The following is a 15,031-nucleotide window of genomic DNA, read 5'->3' as shown; positions in this document are numbered from 1 at the left end:
CCGACCAAGCACGCAATCGGCCGCAACGAGTAACTGGAGGCAACCTTCTTGAATATTGCCGAGAGACCGATCGCGAACGTGGACGAAACCGGCGCGTCAGACAGCGTCTTCATTCCCGGCGGCACGTTTCGCATGGGATCGGATCGGCATTATCCGGAAGAAGCGCCGTCCCACATGGTGAGCGTCGACGGGTTCTGGATGGACCGCACTCCAGTGACGAACCGGCAATTCAAGCAGTTCGTGCGTGCCACCGGCCACGTCACCTTCGCCGAGGTCGCTCCGGACCCCAAGGACTATCCGGATGCGCTGCCGCATTTGATCTTCGCCGGCTCGCTCGTCTTCACGCCCCCGGATTATCCGGTCGATCTGCGCGACTACAGCCAATGGTGGACGCTGCTCAAGGGCGCGAATTGGCGCCATCCCTATGGCCCGAAAAGCAACATCAAGTCGCTGGACGACCATCCCGTGGTGCATGTCACCCATGCTGACGCACTCGCCTATGCGCGATGGGCCGGCAAGGATTTGCCGACGGAAGCGGAATGGGAGTTTGCTGCGCGCGGCGGCCTCGATGGCGCCGAGTATGCCTGGGGCGATGAATTCGTGCCGGGCGGCGTGCATCAAGCCAATACGTGGCAAGGTCACTTTCCGTTCGAGAACCGGTGCGAGGACGGCCATGCGCGCACCTCGCCGGTGATGACCTATCCGCCGAACGGCTATGGCGTGTTCGACATGATCGGCAATGTCTGGGAGTGGACCAGCGACTGGTGGGCTCCGAAACACCGCGCCGATGCAAAGAAGGCCTGCTGCATTCCCCAGAACCCGCGGGGCGGCTGCGAGCATGACAGCCACGATCCGTCGCTGCCGCTTAGCAGGATACCGCGCAAGGTGATCAAGGGCGGCTCGCATCTCTGCGCGCCGAACTATTGCCGGCGCTATCGACCGGCGGCGCGCCATGCCGAGCCGATCGATACGTCGACCAGCCATCTCGGATTTCGCTGCATTACACGTTCAGGGAGAAAGTGATGACTGAGAAGACAACGACAGACACCTTCAGCCGCCGCAACCTGCTCGCGGCCTCGAGTTCGCTCGCCACCATCGCCGCCTTCTCGGCGATGGCGCCCATCGAGACCGCCCAGGCGCAAGGGACCACGCAACCCTCGAGCGCGGCCGGCGGCGCAAAGCCGAACATCATCCTGATCCTGTCGGATGATTTCGGTTATGGTGACTCCGGGCCCTATGGCGGCGGCGAAAATCGCGGCATGCCAACCCCGAACATCGATCGTCTCGCGAATGAAGGACTGCAATTCATGTCCTTCTATGCGCAGCCGAGCTGCACGCCTGGACGTGCCGCGGTGCAAACCGGCCGAATTCCAAATCGCAGCGGCATGACGACCGTCGCGTTCCAGGGCCAGGGCGGCGGCATGCCGGCGGCGGAATGGACGCTTGCCTCGGTTTTGAAGACCGGCGGTTACAAAACGTTCTTCACGGGCAAATGGCACCTTGGCGAGGCCGACTATGCGTTGCCGAGCGCGCAAGGCTACGACGAGATGAAGTATGCCGGCCTTTATCATCTCAATGCGTACACCTACGCCGATCCGACCTGGTTTCCCGACATGGACCCCGAATTGAGGGCGATGTTCGAGAAGGTCACCAAAGGCGCACTTTCCGGAAATGCCGGGCAGCCGGCGAAGGAAGATTTCAAGATCAACGGCCAGTACGTCAACACGCCGGACAAGGGCGTGGTCGGCATTCCCTTCTTCGACGACTACGTCGAGAAGGCCTCGCTCGAGTATCTGGACCGCAACAAGTCATCGGGCCCGTTCTTCATGAGCATCAACTTCATGAAGGTGCACCAGCCCAACATGCCGGCGCCCGAATTCCAGGGCAAGTCGATGTCCAAGAGCAAGTATGCCGACTCCGTGGTCGAGAACGACACGCGTATCGGCCGTATCATGGACAAGGTGCGGTCCCTCGGCCTCGACAAGAACACCTATGTGTTCTGGACGACGGACAACGGCGCCTGGCAGGACGTCTATCCGGACGCCGGCTACACACCGTTCCGCGGCACCAAGGGCACGGTTCGCGAGGGCGGCAACCGCGTCCCGTCCCTTGCATGGGGCCCAGGCATCAAGGCCGGCACGAAGAATTCCGACATCGTCGGCGGCCTCGATTACATGGCAACCTTCGCAAAGCTCGCCGGCGTGAAGCTGCCGGAGAACGATCGCGAGGGTAAGCCGATCATCTTCGACAGCATCGACATGTCGCCGATCCTGTTCGGAACCGGCAAGTCCGAGCGCAAGAACTGGTTCTATTTCACGGAATCCGAGCTCTCGCCTGGCGCAGCCCGTGTCGGCAACTACAAAGCGGTGTTCAATCTGCGCGGCGACAATGGCGCAAAGACCGGCGGCCTCGCGGTAGACAGCAACCTCGGTTGGAAGGGACCGGAGTCCTACGTGGCGACCGTTCCGCAGGTCTTCGATCTCTGGCAGGACCCGCAGGAGCGCTACGACATCTTCATGAACAACTACACGGAGCACACCTGGTCCTTGGTTTCGATCAATGCCGCGATCAAGGATCTGATGCAGACCTATGTGAAGTATCCGCCACGGAAGATTCAGAGCGAGACCTACGCGGGACCGATCACCATCCAGCAGTATGAGCGCTTCGCGTTCTTCAGGGATCAACTCGCCAAGGACGGCTTCCAGATTGGCTTGCCCACAGGCAACTGATCGATGCAAATGGAGCGGCCCCCACTCTCGGGGGTCGTTCCTCTCTGAACGGCTGAAGTGGAGGACGGAGATTCGTGAACGGAAGCTTGGTTGACCGCCGTACGATCCTGGCCGGTCTGCTGGTGTCGGCGGCCACGCTGTCGGTCTCCGGCCGTATCGCACGCGCGCAGAGTGATCCTCTTCCTTCCTGGAATGACGGCCGGGCGAAGCAGTCGATCCTGGACTTCGTCGCCGCGGTGACCAAGGAAGGAGCGCCGGATTTCGTGCCGGCGCCGGAACGCATCGCGACATTCGACAATGACGGCACGCTGTGGTGCGAGCAGCCGATGTATGTGCAGCTTGCGTTTGCGCTCGACCGGGTGAAGGCCCTCGCCCCCAAACATCCGGAGTGGAAGCAGAAGCAGCCGTTCAGGGCGGTTCTCGACAACGACATCGCAGCGCTGGCCAAGGCCGGCGAGAAGGGCCTGGTCGAACTGGTCATGGCGACCCATGCCGGCATGACAACGGCCGAGTTCGCGCAGATCGCCGGCGACTGGATCAAGTCGGCGCGTCACCCGAAGTTCAACCGGCCTTATACCGATCTCGTCTACCAGCCGATGCTGGAACTGCTCGCCTGTCTGCGGGCCAATGGCTTCAAGACCTTCATTGTCTCGGGCGGCGGCATCGAGTTCATGCGGCCATGGAGCGAGCGGGCCTATGGCATCCCGCCGGAGCAGGTCGTCGGATCGAGCATCAAGACGAAGTTCGAGATCGACAAGGGGAAACCGACACTGATCCGGCTGCCGGCGATCGATCTCGTCGACGACGGACCCGGCAAGCCGGTCGGCATCAACTCGCATATCGGCCGCCGGCCGATCGCGGCCTTCGGCAATTCGGACGGCGACTTCCAGATGCTGCAATGGGCGACGCAATCATCGGGGAAACGCTTCGGCCTGATCGTGCATCACACCGATGCCGAACGGGAATATGCATACGATCGGAAGTCCTCATTCGGCAAACTCGACAAGGCGCTCGACGCAGCGAACTCCAATGGCTGGATCGTGGTCAGCATGAAGGACGACTGGAAACGCATGTTCCGCTTTGAATAGAGGCCGAACGATTGCGTAGGCATCGCTGACGCCCGGCGCCGCGGAGCACGCCGGCGCCGCCGGTGATGCAAGCGAGACGAAGAACGAGGAGGCATCATGACACGACTTCTTCCAGGATTGCGCCGGCTCACCATTGCGAACGCGGCGCTGGCGGTTGGCTTGATGCTCGGAGGCCCGGCATACGCGCAGACACCCGCGGACCAGAAGCCGGCCCAGGACCAGGCTGCCGCGCCGGCGCCGGCCCCGACAGCCACCAAGCTTCCGAACGGACAGATCGAGCAACTGGTCGCGCCGATCGCGCTCTACCCGGACGCGCTGCTGTCGCAGATCCTGATGGCATCGACCTATCCGTTGGAAGTCGTCGAGGCGGCGCGCTGGTCGCAAGACAACAAGACCGTCACCGGCAAGGCGCTCGAAGACGCCATGCAGAAGCAGTCGTGGGATCCGAGCGTCAAGGCCCTCGCGGCGGTGCCGCAGGTTCTTCAGATGATGAACGACAAGCTCGACTGGACCCAGCAGCTTGGCGATGCCTTCCTCGCGCAGGAGCAGGACGTGATGAGCGCCGTGCAGACCTTGCGCCAGCGCGCGGAGGCCGCGGGCAATCTCAAGTCGACGCCGCAGCAAAAGGTGATAAAGAGCGCGCCTCCTGCCGGTGTGACCGCGCCCTCCGGCATGCAGCAGGCGATCTCGATCGAGCCGGTCGATCCCGACCAGTATTACGTCCCGGTCTACGATCCCGGTGTCGTCTACGGGGCCTGGGATTATCCCGACTACCAGCCGTTCTATTGGTCTCCGCCAGGCTATGTCGCCGCGGGCGTGATCGGCTTCACCGCCAGCGTGGCCGTCGGCGCTGCGATCTGGGGCGGCTGCAACTGGTGGGGCCGCAACGTCTACGTCAACGTCAACCGATATAACCAGTTCAACCGCACCAACATCAGAAACACCAATTGGGCCCACAATCCGGCGCATCGCGGCGGTGTCGCCTATCGCGATGCCGGCGTGGCGAGGCGGTTCGGCAGTGGCAATACCCCCGCCGCGCGCGAGGCGCTGCGCAATCGCACCGGTGGTCCCGGCGGCAGGATCTCGAATGCGGGTGCCGGCCGGGCCAGGACCGCGGTCTCGCAACGCGCCGGCAATCGCGGTGCAAGCGTATCCCGCCGGGCCAGCAGCCGTAACGTCACCCGCGCCCATACGCGCGCGGGTAATCGCGCTGCGGTCTCGCACAGGAGCGTCACGCGCTCGCGCGTCAGCGGACGTGTTCACGCAGGCGGCCGGCCGGCCGCGATCCGCGGCGGCATGCGGGCCGGCGGCTTCCACGGAGGCGGCCGCGTGGGCGGTTTCCGCGGAGGTGGTGGCTTCCGGGGAGGGGGCGGTTTCCATGGCGGTGGCCGGCGGCGCTGATCAGCGCGCCTGGGCTCGCGCGTCGACATCTGCTAGCCCAGGTTGCGGCAAAATTACAATACAGCTTCCACGAAGAAAGGTAACGTCCAGGCAGATTTCAGCGGCACGTTTCAAATGATTGGGTTGGATCATGAATTTTTCATCGACCTGCGCAAGTTCCAGGATGTTCGCCATGGCCTTCGCAACCGCCGCCGCCGTCGTCGTGGCAGAAAAATCCGCCAGGGCCGATCCACAGGTTCTGGCGCTGCCGTCCCTGAAGGTCTGGGAGGGCGACTTCGATGGCATGCTGAAGCGCAAACTCGTGCGCATCCTCGTGCCGACCGACAGGACATCGTTCTTCATCGACAAGGGCGAGACACTCGGCTTCGAAGCCGAGCTCGGCGCCGAGTTCGAAAGCTGGCTGAACAAGCGGTACGGCAAGAAGAAGCAGAGGATCTATGTCGGCTTCGTCCCCACCAGGCGCGACAGACTGCTGGGTGACTTGATCGCCGGAAAGGGCGATATCGCCGCCGGCCTGCTCACGGTCACGCCGGATCGGAGCAAGTTGGTTGACTTCGCTGATCCTTGGGCATCCGGCGTTCGCGAAGTGCTCGTGACGGGATCTGCGGCGCCGAGCATCGGCTCGCTGAACGAGCTCGGTGGAAAGACGATTTTCGTCCGGGAAGCCAGCAGCTATTTCGAGCACCTGAACGCGCTCAATGCGGACCGGGCAGCCAAGGGGCTGGAACGCATCGTCGTCAGGCCAGCCGACAAGACCCTCGAGGACGAGGACTTGCTGGAGATGGTGAGCACCGGCCTGTTGCCCTGGGCCGTCGTCGACCGCTTCAAGGCGCAGGCGTGGGCGGGCCTCCTGAACGGGCTGACGGTGCGCGACGATATTGCGATCAACGAAGGCGGCGACATCGCCTGGGCGATCCGCAAGGACAGTCCAGCGCTCAGGAAGGAGCTCGCTGAATTCGTCAGTACTCACAAAATCGGAACTGAATTCGGCAACGACCTGCGTGCACGCTATTTCAAGACGGCGAAGCCGCTGAAGAACGCCCTCGCGCACGCCGAGGCGGAGAAGTTCAAGGCGCTGCGCGGATCTTTCGAAAAGTACGGGGTGCAATACTCCATCGACCCCGTCCTGCTCGCTGCACAGGGCTATCAGGAGTCAGAGCTCGACCAGGCCTGCCACAATGCCTCCGGCGCCACCGGCATCATGCAGATCAAGCCCAGTACCGCGAAGGGGAAGCCGATCGAGATCACCGGCGTCGCGGCCAGTGCCGACACCAATATCCACGCCGGCTCCAAATACCTGCGCTACCTGGCGGATACCTATGTCGACGCTTCGGTCACCGATCCGCGCGAGCGCGTGTTCATGGCCCTGGCGGCGTATAATGCAGGCCCGGGAAACCTGAAGCGTTTCCGGGACTATGCGAGCAAGCACGGCTTCGACTCGACCGTCTGGTTCGACAATGTCGAGAACGGCGCGGCTGCGATCGTCGGGCAGGAGACGGTTCAGTACGTCGGCAAGATCTACAAGTACTACATCTCCTATGAGTCGCTTCGTTCCCCCGCTCCGGCGAGCGCAACGGCCGACCCATCGCAGAAATGATCGGTTTGTTCAAAGTGTTCGCTGGCTTGGGTGGCGAACCAAAATCAAGAGGAGACTAGATCGTGAAACGCAAATCCATCGTGAACCAGATTGGGCTCAGCCTTGGCGCGCTCGTCATCTCGATTGCTTCTGTTCATGCCCAGGTCCCGCTCTCGACCTACATGGACTCGAAAGGGTTCATTGATGTTCAGGCTTTGACCTGCGCGCAACTCGCCAACACTTATCAGGAGGACGCCGACTTTCTCGCGATTTGGTACAGTGGCTGGTACAACGGCCTCGCGAAGAAGCATTTTGCCCATATTACGCGGACCAAATCCGGCGAGCACGAAGTCATTGTGTATTGCAAGGCCCACCCGGAACTCAAGGTGATCCAGGCCATCGACGTTCTCTTCAAGAACGAAAAATGATCGGCGGCTCCCCGAGGCAACCGGTGTGGCGAGACCGGGATGTCTCGCTGCACTGCCCGTTCACTCGCCAAGCATCGCAATGATCCGCATCGGGACGCGATGGTTGTGGCGACGTGGGCGGTCTGTTGACGCCCGGTGGCCATGGCCGTTCTTGTAGATCCGGGCGAGTTCTTTCGGCTGTTGGCGAAAGGCCCGGTTTCAAACGGCGTGTGCAAATGGAGAGGCCGTGGCAATGAAGGAGTTTTTGAAAACGACTTTAATCGGAGGCGCACTGTTTCTCCTGCCCGTCGCTCTTGTACTGGCGATTCTCAGCCACGCGATGCGTCTGGCGGTGAAGGCCGCGCTTCCGGTGTCTCATGCCCTTCATTTCGACCAGATCGGAAAGGTCGCAGGCATTGGAATTGTTACAGTCGTGGCAGTGGCTTTATTGATCCTGGTGTCGTTCCTCGCCGGCATCGTCGCGCGAACCAAAGCCGGCTCTCGGATTAGCGCGTGGGTCGAAAAATCATTTCTTGGCAGCCTTCCGCAGTACCAGATGGTGAAGAGTATGGCTCAAGGCCTTGCTCAGGCCGAAGGCGCCAGCGATGAGTTCAAGCCAGTGCTGGTGAACGTCGAGGGTGGCTGGCAGCTCGGATATCTCCTCGAGACACTCGAGAACGACTGGGTGGCTGTCTTCGTCCCGCAGGCGCCGACGCCGTTGGTCGGCATTGTCAGATATTGCTCGGTCGATCGCATTCGTCCTCTGAGCATGTCGATGTTGCAGGCGAGGGCAATCGTGACCAATGTCGGCATTGGATCTGCGGCGGCCCTCAAAGGAGAAGATCTGAGCAGGGCAGCAACTTGATTCCGCGGATCCACGTAAGTGACGAGGGAATCTGACCGAGCTTTCTGTCAGGCTTGCGCGTTGAGCCATATAACTTGTAACTTGCTGCATCCGTTGCCGGTATCGCTTCGTCGATCAATCCCGCTATCGAATTCCGGACGGCGGCGGCAAGCTTCCGGGATGCCGCAACCAGACCATCAATTTGCGCTTGAACCCGCAACGCGAGGCAGGAACTTGGCCGGCTGTGAGCTCGTTTGCTCCGGCGGGCTTTTTTAGTCCCGTGCCGTCGATTGGCGGCGTATCGTACGATCAATTTCGCGTCTGAAGGAGCCTGCAACGATGGCCAGGAAATTCAAGGTCGGCGATCACGTCAGCTGGAATTCCGAGGCCGGCCGCGTCTCGGGCACCATCATCGCGGTCCACATCAGCGATTTCGACTACAAGGGGCACACCCACCGCGCCTCGGAGGCCGATCCGCAGTACGAGATCAAGAGCGACAAGACCGATCATGTCGCGGCCCACAAGGGCAGCGCGCTGCATCATGCCTAGCAAAGACGTGGCGCTTCCGTTCTTCACGATCGGTCATTCCACCCGCAGCCTCGAGGATTTCATCGCTCTCCTCGGCGCGGCCACGATCGAGCGTATCGTTGACATCCGAACGGTGCCGCGGTCGCGAACCAATCCGCAGTTCAACAAGGATACGCTGCCCAAGCCGCTTAAGGCCGCGGGCATCTCGTATGAGCATCTGGCCGATCTCGGCGGGCTCCGCGGCAAGGCGCGAAGCGTGGCGCCGTCCGTCAACGGGTTCTGGAGCAACGAGAGTTTTCACAACTACGCCGACTATGCGCTGTCGCCGCAGTTTCATGCGGCGCTCCAGCATCTGCGCGACGAGGGGCGCCGGCAACGCTGTGCGATGATGTGCTCGGAAGCCGTGTGGTGGCGCTGCCACCGCCGCATCGTCGCCGACTACCTCATCGCGTCCGGCGAGACCGTCCTCCACATCATGGGGGAGGGGCGCCTCGAGCCCGCCCGTCTTACCGAAGGCGCCGTCGTCCAGGGCGACGGCACGGTGGTCTATCCGGCTACGGGTGAACTGGATTTATGAAAGGAGTGAGGCTTGCGGCTGCACCGTCGCGCCGCGCCCACTCACTCCACACTGCGTTTCCAATAGCCGGTGCCGAGCTTGCCGGTGATCACGGCAATGGCGTCGCGGATCTCGTAGGAGCCGCCGTCGCTGTAGTTCCTCAGTCCTCTCAGCGCATGCAGCGTCCAGCGGCCGTAGGCGAAGCTGACGGCGCCTTCGTGCGGACGCGCGGCGCGGGAGGGCTCGGCGTGGAATTGATAGGTGCCGTCGGCCATGATCTTCCAGATCCAGCGCGACTGGCCGCGGCCACCCGGCACCATGATCTCCCAGGTGCCGACCAGCGCGGGATCGATCGCGCCGGCTGCTGTCGCCGATGGCGCTGACAATGCGGCGGCTGCCGGCGCAGCGTTCGCCTGTTTCGTGGCGGCGGCGTCGGCCGGCGGCGCGGCCGCGAGATAGATCGCCTTGCGTGACAGCGAGCCGTACACAAACGGCTGCTGCGCGTTGCGCGTCGCCTCCATCACATCGTCCCGGACGTTGCGGAACATGAAGGTGACCTCGACGCCCGGCGTCTCGATGTTGTGGAGCAGCGCCGCGGCGAACGGGCTGTTGCGGCCGTCGCCGTCGAGCGCAATGGTGCCGTCGCGTGCGGCATAGGCGACCAGCATATTGCCGACCGGCTCGATGCGGCCGAGTCCGCTGCCAGCGGCGGCGCGGGTGGCGAGCGAGCGGCTCATCTTCGCCGCGAACGGATTGTTGCGGCAAGCATCGAGGATGACGAGGCCGAGGCTTGCGGTGTTGGCGACCTGCAGCATCACTCTTTGCAGGCTGATCGCTTCATTGGCGGCGTCGGTATCGCGCTTCAGCTCGGCATCGACCGGGATCAGCCAGTTGTCGCCGTTGATCTCCATGCCATGGCCGGCGAAGTACACCGCCGCCATGTCGGCGCTGGCGGCATTGCGACCGAAGGCGATCAGTCCGCGCCGCATCTCGTCGAAGCCGGCATTGGTGATGAGCGTTACGGCAAAGCCGAGGCGCTGCAGCGCGGCTGCGATATCGCCGGCATCATTCGGCGGATTGGACAGCGCCGGCACGCTCTTGTAGGCGCCGTTGCCGATCACCAGCGCCACCCGCCTGCCGTCGGCCGCAGCCGGCGCGGCGAAGCCTGCAAGCGCAGCGGCAACGGCCAGTCCCGAGACAAACGCGCGGCGATTCATGCTGGTCCCGATCGGAGGTGACGGGTGCATGGTAGCGTAGCGGGCGCGACGCGGCCACGGAAATGGCGCGCGATCAGGCCGCCTGCTTCAGCGTCCAGACGCCGGCCGGCACCGGTTCAGCCGGCAACAAGCTGGCGCCGGCGGCGCCCGCGATCGACATCGTGATTTCGTGGATGTCCTGCACCGACCGCTGCATCGAGAAGCGCGGATAAAGCTCGCGCAAGGTGGTCGCGGCCGCCGCCTGCGCTGCTGAGGGATCGGCCAGCACGGCCTCGACGGCGGCGGCGATGCTGGTCGTGTCCTGGCCGAAGCTGAAGCGGGCGAGATGCGGCATCTCCGCGGCCGAGAAGCGGTTGGCGTCGAACACCGGCACGGTGCCGGCGCCGAGCGCGAAGAACACCCGGTCATGCACCGACAGGTCGATATTGGGATTGAGCGAGACCGCGGCGAGGTAACTCCCGAGGCCTTCGCGCATCGCATCGAAGGTCATCGCGCCGAGCACGCGGGCCGGACGCCCGCTGACGTCGAGATCGCTCCAGCCGCCGCCGATGAAGTCGACCGGATAGTCGGCGAGCACCGCACCCACCTCGCGGGTGCGCACGCCTCGTGTGTAGTTGTCGAGCCGGGTCAGGATCACGTTGAACAGGTCGCCGCCGGGCTTCAGATAAACCAGGTGCTGCTCGGCGACGTCGACGATGATCTTCGGAAATGCGCCGCAGGTCTTGCCGCGCGCCTCGGCGATCACGTCGAACAGCAGCGCGAACAGCTTTGGCGGCATCATCTTGCGCCAGCCGCGCTCGAGCGCCAGCGGATTCCAGCCGGACTTGGCGAAGATCAGCCGGCCGTTGCGCTGCTCGGGCGGCAGGCCGCCGAAGAAGCCGGGATCGGGAATGCCCATATGAGTCGCGAACACGGCGCCGTTGGCCCCCAGATGATCGCGGTTGAATGCGGCATGGTCCGGAAACACGTAGCCATGCGCGGTGTAGCGGCTCTCGAGCCCGTGACGCATGGCGAAATAGCAGGGATGATCGCAGAACCAGGTGAAGACGGGAATCTGGGCGACGTCCCAGAACAGCCTGCCGTCCTTGGTATGGATATCGAGCCCAATGCCGGAGAAGCCGAGCGCCATGGTCTCGGCACGCCGCGGGCAGCAGGGCGTTGAGCCGGGCCGAGAAATCCGGCGCCAGCAGATCGAGCATCCTGACCTCGTGCCCGAGCCGGTCGAACTCGGCGGCGGCCATCGCCAGGATGCCGCGCAGCGAATCATAGGTGGTGTTGCTGGAGTACAGGACGCAGATCACGGACATGGGACCTCCGCGCTTGATGGTGTTGCTGCTCGCGCGGGCATTTCCGTCGCCTTGCTTGCTGTCAGTTGAACGGCCGAGCCGGCCGTTCCGGGCTCGGAATTATCCTGATGGGCGGATTTATTTCGCCGGAAACGGCCGTGTCGTCACGTTGAAGCTGCGTCGGGCGCCGTCGCGATCCGACATGAGGGCGAGAGCGCATGCAGCTTGATGGCTTCGACGTCGTCGTGGTGGGGGCGGGCTTCTTCGGCGCTGTGATCGCCGAGCAGGTGGCGAGCAGGCTCGGCCGCTCCGTCTGCGTGCTCGACCGCCGTCCGCATATCGGCGGCAACGCCTATTCGGAGCTCGACCCCGACAGCGGCGTCGAGGTGCATCGCTACGGCACGCATATCTTCCACACCAATTCCGAGACCGTCTGGCGCTATCTGCACCGCTTCACCGAGTTCACCGGCTACCGTCACCGCGTCTTCACGGTGGCGAAGGGCCGCGTCTATTCGATGCCGATCAACCTTGCGACCGTGTGCGCGGCGTTCGGGCGCGCCATGACGCCGGACGAGGCCCGCGTCGTGATCGCGGCGGAGGCGGCCGCGCACGGCGCCGCGGGGATCGGCAATCTCGAGGACAAGGCAATCGCCTCGGTCGGCCGCACGCTCTACGATCTCTTGATCCGCGGCTATACGCAGAAGCAGTGGCAGACCGATCCGCGTGAGCTTTCGGCCGACATCATCGGCCGCCTGCCGGTCCGCTTCACGTTCGACGATCGCTACTTCGCCGATCGCTATGAGGGCATGCCGGCAGACGGCTACATCGCGATCTTTCGCCGGATGCTCGATCATCCCAGGATCGCGGGCCACCTCGGCGTCGACTATTTCGACGTCGCCGACCGCATCAATCCGCGGCAGCTCGTGGTCTATACCGGTCCGATCGACCGCTTCTTCGGCTATGCCTGCGGCCATCTCGGCTGGCGCACCGTCGACTTCGCGCGCGAGGTGCACGACGTCGCCGACTACCAGGGCGCCGCGGTCATCAACTATGCCGACGCCGAGGTGCCGTACACCCGCGTCCACGAGTTCAGGCATCTGCATCCGGAGCGCGCGCATGCGCAAGGCCGGACGACGATCTATCGCGAATATTCCCGCTTCGCGGGCCGGAGCGACGAGCCGTATTATCCGATCAACACCGCCGCCGACCGCGCCATGCTCGCCTCCTATCACGCCATGACGGCGTCGCGGCCGAATGTCATTTTCGGCGGCCGGCTCGGCTCCTACAAATATCTCGACATGCACCAGGCGATCGGCGCGGCACTGAAGACGTTCGAGCTCGAGGTCGAGCCGTTCTTCGCGCAGCAAGGCATGCACCGGCGTGACGCGGCCGCGCGCCGCGAAGTCTTGTCGCCCTTGCCGGCGTGATCTAATCCTGCGAGCTGCGGGCAACGAACGCCATAACAAATCGCCCGCGGTCCCCGGTGAGGAAACAATGAGAAAAACCGTTATTGCCGCGGCTGCCGCCGCCACTAGCCTTGCTGTCAGCATCGCCCACGCCGCGCCGCTTCCGGAAACGTCGGCGCACCAGGCCGGTTTCTCGGAGCGGGGGCTGGTGCGGCTCGACGACTTCTTCGCGCGCGAGATCGCGGCCAAGCGCGTGCCCGGCGCCGTGGTGGCGATCGCGCGCGACGGCAAGCTCGTGCATTACAAGGCGTATGGTCAGCTCGATCCGGTGAGGGGCACGCCGATGCCGATCGATGCGGTGTTCGCGCTGGCGTCGATGACCAAGCCGATGGCGGCGGTTGCAGGACTGACGCTGATGGAGCAGGGCAAGCTGCCGCTGCAGGCCAAAGTCGCCGAGTTCTATCCGGCGTTCGCCGACATGAAGGTCGGCGTGCAGCAGGCCGACGGCTCGCTGAAGATGGAGCCGCAGGCGCAGCCGATCTTCATCCACGATCTCTATCGCCACACCTCCGGCCTGATGTATGGCGGCCGGCCCGACAGCTCGAGCGCACTGGCGCGGCTCTATCCCGACGGCACCGCGCCGGCGGTCGAGGGCGATACCCAGGCCTTCATCGACCGCATCACCCAGCTGCCTCTGGTGCATCAGCCCGGCACCGAGTTCGAGTACGGCTTCTCGATCGACGTGCTCGGCGCCGTGGTCGAGAAGGTCTCAGGCCAGCGGCTTGGCGAATATCTCGCGGCCAATGTTTGGAAGCCGCTCGGCATGAAGGATGCGACGTTCCACCCGGCCGAGGCGCAGCGCGCGCGGCTGGCGCGTCCGTTCCCCAACGATCCGCTCACGGGCAAGCCGCAAGCCATCAAGCTGCTCGATACGCCGACCAGGTTCGATTGCGGCGGCGGCTGCTCGTTCGCGACCGTCGGCGACTATCTGCGCTTCGGGCAGATGCTGCTCAATGGCGGCGAGCTCGACGGCATGCGCATCCTCAGCCCCAAGACGGTGCATCACATGACGTCGAACCATCTCGGGCCCGAGATCAAGAACAACGTCGCGGCGGTCGAACCGCATCGCGGCGGATTCGGTTTCGGGCTGTCGGTCGCGGTGCGGACCAGCGAGGGGCTGTCGTCGGTGCCGGGCAATCCCGGCGAGTTCACCTGGAACGGCGCTTATGGCACCCAGTTCTTCTGCGATCCGAAGGAGCGCCTTGTCGTCGTTGTGGGAACCGCAGCGCCGGGCGAGCTGCGCAAATATTATCGCGAGAATGTGCAGGACATCGTCTACGGCGCGATGGTGAAGTAACACCTCAGCAGGAAAGTCGAACCTCACGTTCCCACGTTTTGCATACGTGGAACGTGGAACAGCAAAAAGGTCCGTCGCTCAAGTGAGCGACGGACCTTAAATTTTGCGTGGCTACCAGCGCCTGTAGACGCCGGTCAGCGTACCGTTGTTGTTCCCTTCAGGACCCACGTCACCCTGGGTCGAGCTCGGCGTCGGGTGGTTGGTGCCGTTGAACGAACCGTACCAGCCCGGCTCCGCTGGAGAGTACATCACGTCAGGCTGCACGGCCTGATAGCGGGGGCCGCCGTAATATCTCGGACCAGGGTTCCCATAAGGATAGTAGCCTTGTGCGAACGCGCCTGCCGTTGTTGCGATCAGGGACGCCGCGGCGAGGGACAATATCTTGGTCTTTCGTTGCATTCACACTCTCCTTGCTGGTGTCCCGACCAACGACCGCCATGGAGCGGCGTTCCTGATCTGCCATGCATCTCGCAAGGGCAAATCTGCGCGAGCGTGGGGTCAGGTTCTTGTGAAGGGGCTTGTGTTCCGGGAGGGCACTGCCGGGCTCTGCCCGGCAGGATGCATCCGTCGCCGGCCCGTTATGCTTCTATGGCTATAACGGCGGATGCGCGAGCGGCGCCTCGAAAAGCCGGGGCG

The 15,031-nt window shown here is 63.7% G+C and carries 16 protein-coding genes; 12 read left to right on the top strand and 4 right to left on the bottom strand.

Annotation, left to right across the window (positions count from 1 at the left end; genetic code table 11):
• Window positions 1–48: 48 nt before the first annotated feature.
• The 4 genes from ACVMB1_RS29475 (at window position 49) to ACVMB1_RS29460 (ending at window position 5,218) form a co-directional block, all read left to right on the top strand.
• Complete coding sequence (locus tag ACVMB1_RS29475; RefSeq protein ID WP_141342794.1) at window positions 49–1,023, top strand: formylglycine-generating enzyme family protein; 975 nt, start codon at window positions 49–51, stop codon at window positions 1,021–1,023.
• Window positions 1,023–2,729: an arylsulfatase gene (locus tag ACVMB1_RS29470; protein WP_200844473.1), complete on the top strand. Its 1,707-nt coding sequence runs from the start codon at window positions 1,023–1,025 to the stop codon at window positions 2,727–2,729. Before ACVMB1_RS29475 ends, ACVMB1_RS29470 begins: the two co-directional genes overlap by 1 nt.
• A 74-nt stretch (window positions 2,730–2,803) precedes the next feature.
• Window positions 2,804–3,817: an HAD family hydrolase gene (locus ACVMB1_RS29465; RefSeq protein WP_076827303.1), complete on the top strand. Its 1,014-nt coding sequence runs from the start codon at window positions 2,804–2,806 to the stop codon at window positions 3,815–3,817.
• Between the two features lie 96 nt (window positions 3,818–3,913).
• Window positions 3,914–5,218 carry a DUF3300 domain-containing protein gene (locus tag ACVMB1_RS29460; RefSeq protein ID WP_233475662.1) on the top strand — a complete coding sequence of 435 codons (1,305 nt, stop codon included), beginning with the start codon at window positions 3,914–3,916 and terminating at the stop codon, window positions 5,216–5,218.
• On the opposite strand, the gene ACVMB1_RS29455 is transcribed toward ACVMB1_RS29460, so the two are convergent.
• On the bottom strand, window positions 5,219–5,392 hold the full coding sequence (locus ACVMB1_RS29455) for a hypothetical protein (RefSeq protein WP_168857739.1): 174 nt from the start codon (window positions 5,390–5,392) through the stop codon (window positions 5,219–5,221).
• Between ACVMB1_RS29455 and ACVMB1_RS29450 the strand changes: the two genes are divergently transcribed.
• The 5 genes from ACVMB1_RS29450 (at window position 5,391) to ACVMB1_RS29430 (ending at window position 9,150) form a co-directional block, all read left to right on the top strand.
• Window positions 5,391–6,815, top strand: a complete 1,425-nt coding sequence (locus ACVMB1_RS29450) for an MltF family protein (protein WP_310885540.1) — start codon at window positions 5,391–5,393, stop codon at window positions 6,813–6,815. The genes ACVMB1_RS29455 and ACVMB1_RS29450 overlap by 2 nt on opposite strands.
• Window positions 6,816–6,904: 89 nt before the next feature.
• The gene (locus tag ACVMB1_RS29445; protein ID WP_283805964.1) at window positions 6,905–7,222 is read left to right on the top strand and encodes an HdeA/HdeB family chaperone; all 318 of its coding nucleotides are present in this window, start codon (window positions 6,905–6,907) and stop codon (window positions 7,220–7,222) included.
• Window positions 7,223–7,454: 232 nt separating this feature from the next.
• Window positions 7,455–8,066 (top strand): DUF502 domain-containing protein, encoded by a 612-nt coding sequence (locus ACVMB1_RS29440; RefSeq protein ID WP_076827307.1) that lies wholly within the window; start codon window positions 7,455–7,457, stop codon window positions 8,064–8,066.
• 318 nt (window positions 8,067–8,384) lie between these two features.
• A complete protein-coding gene (locus ACVMB1_RS29435; RefSeq protein ID WP_057017689.1) occupies window positions 8,385–8,594 on the top strand; it encodes a hypervirulence associated TUDOR domain-containing protein in 210 nt (69 codons plus the stop codon).
• Window positions 8,587–9,150, top strand: a complete 564-nt coding sequence (locus ACVMB1_RS29430) for a DUF488 domain-containing protein (protein ID WP_076827309.1) — start codon at window positions 8,587–8,589, stop codon at window positions 9,148–9,150. The genes ACVMB1_RS29435 and ACVMB1_RS29430 overlap by 8 nt, the downstream gene beginning before the upstream one ends.
• 41 nt (window positions 9,151–9,191) lie before the next feature.
• Here ACVMB1_RS29430 and ACVMB1_RS29425 read toward each other — a convergent pair whose 3' ends face one another.
• On the bottom strand, window positions 9,192–10,346 hold the full coding sequence (locus ACVMB1_RS29425) for a caspase family protein (protein WP_076827311.1): 1,155 nt from the start codon (window positions 10,344–10,346) through the stop codon (window positions 9,192–9,194).
• Between the two features lie 73 nt (window positions 10,347–10,419).
• Window positions 10,420–11,475, bottom strand: a complete 1,056-nt coding sequence (locus ACVMB1_RS29420) for a hypothetical protein (protein ID WP_456849407.1) — start codon at window positions 11,473–11,475, stop codon at window positions 10,420–10,422.
• Here ACVMB1_RS29420 and ACVMB1_RS29415 point away from each other — a divergent pair.
• From ACVMB1_RS29415 to ACVMB1_RS29405, 3 genes are all read left to right on the top strand, one after another.
• Entirely contained in the window at window positions 11,474–11,722 is a 249-nt protein-coding gene (locus tag ACVMB1_RS29415; protein ID WP_456849404.1) for a hypothetical protein, read from the top strand. The genes ACVMB1_RS29420 and ACVMB1_RS29415 overlap by 2 nt on opposite strands.
• 128 nt (window positions 11,723–11,850) lie before the next feature.
• Window positions 11,851–13,059, top strand: a complete 1,209-nt coding sequence (gene glf, locus ACVMB1_RS29410) for a UDP-galactopyranose mutase (protein WP_076827315.1) — start codon at window positions 11,851–11,853, stop codon at window positions 13,057–13,059.
• A 67-nt stretch (window positions 13,060–13,126) separates the two neighbouring features.
• The gene (locus tag ACVMB1_RS29405) at window positions 13,127–14,395 is read left to right on the top strand and encodes a serine hydrolase domain-containing protein (RefSeq protein WP_076827317.1); all 1,269 of its coding nucleotides are present in this window, start codon (window positions 13,127–13,129) and stop codon (window positions 14,393–14,395) included.
• Between the two features lie 111 nt (window positions 14,396–14,506).
• On the opposite strand, the gene ACVMB1_RS29400 is transcribed toward ACVMB1_RS29405, so the two are convergent.
• Entirely contained in the window at window positions 14,507–14,794 is a 288-nt protein-coding gene (locus ACVMB1_RS29400) for a hypothetical protein (protein WP_075969423.1), read from the bottom strand.
• Window positions 14,795–15,031: the final 237 nt, after the last annotated feature.

This window comes from Bradyrhizobium sp. USDA 4504, from assembly GCF_054063995.1.
The sequence above is the reverse complement of the archived record's forward strand: the minus strand, read 5'-3'. Positions and strand labels throughout refer to the sequence as shown.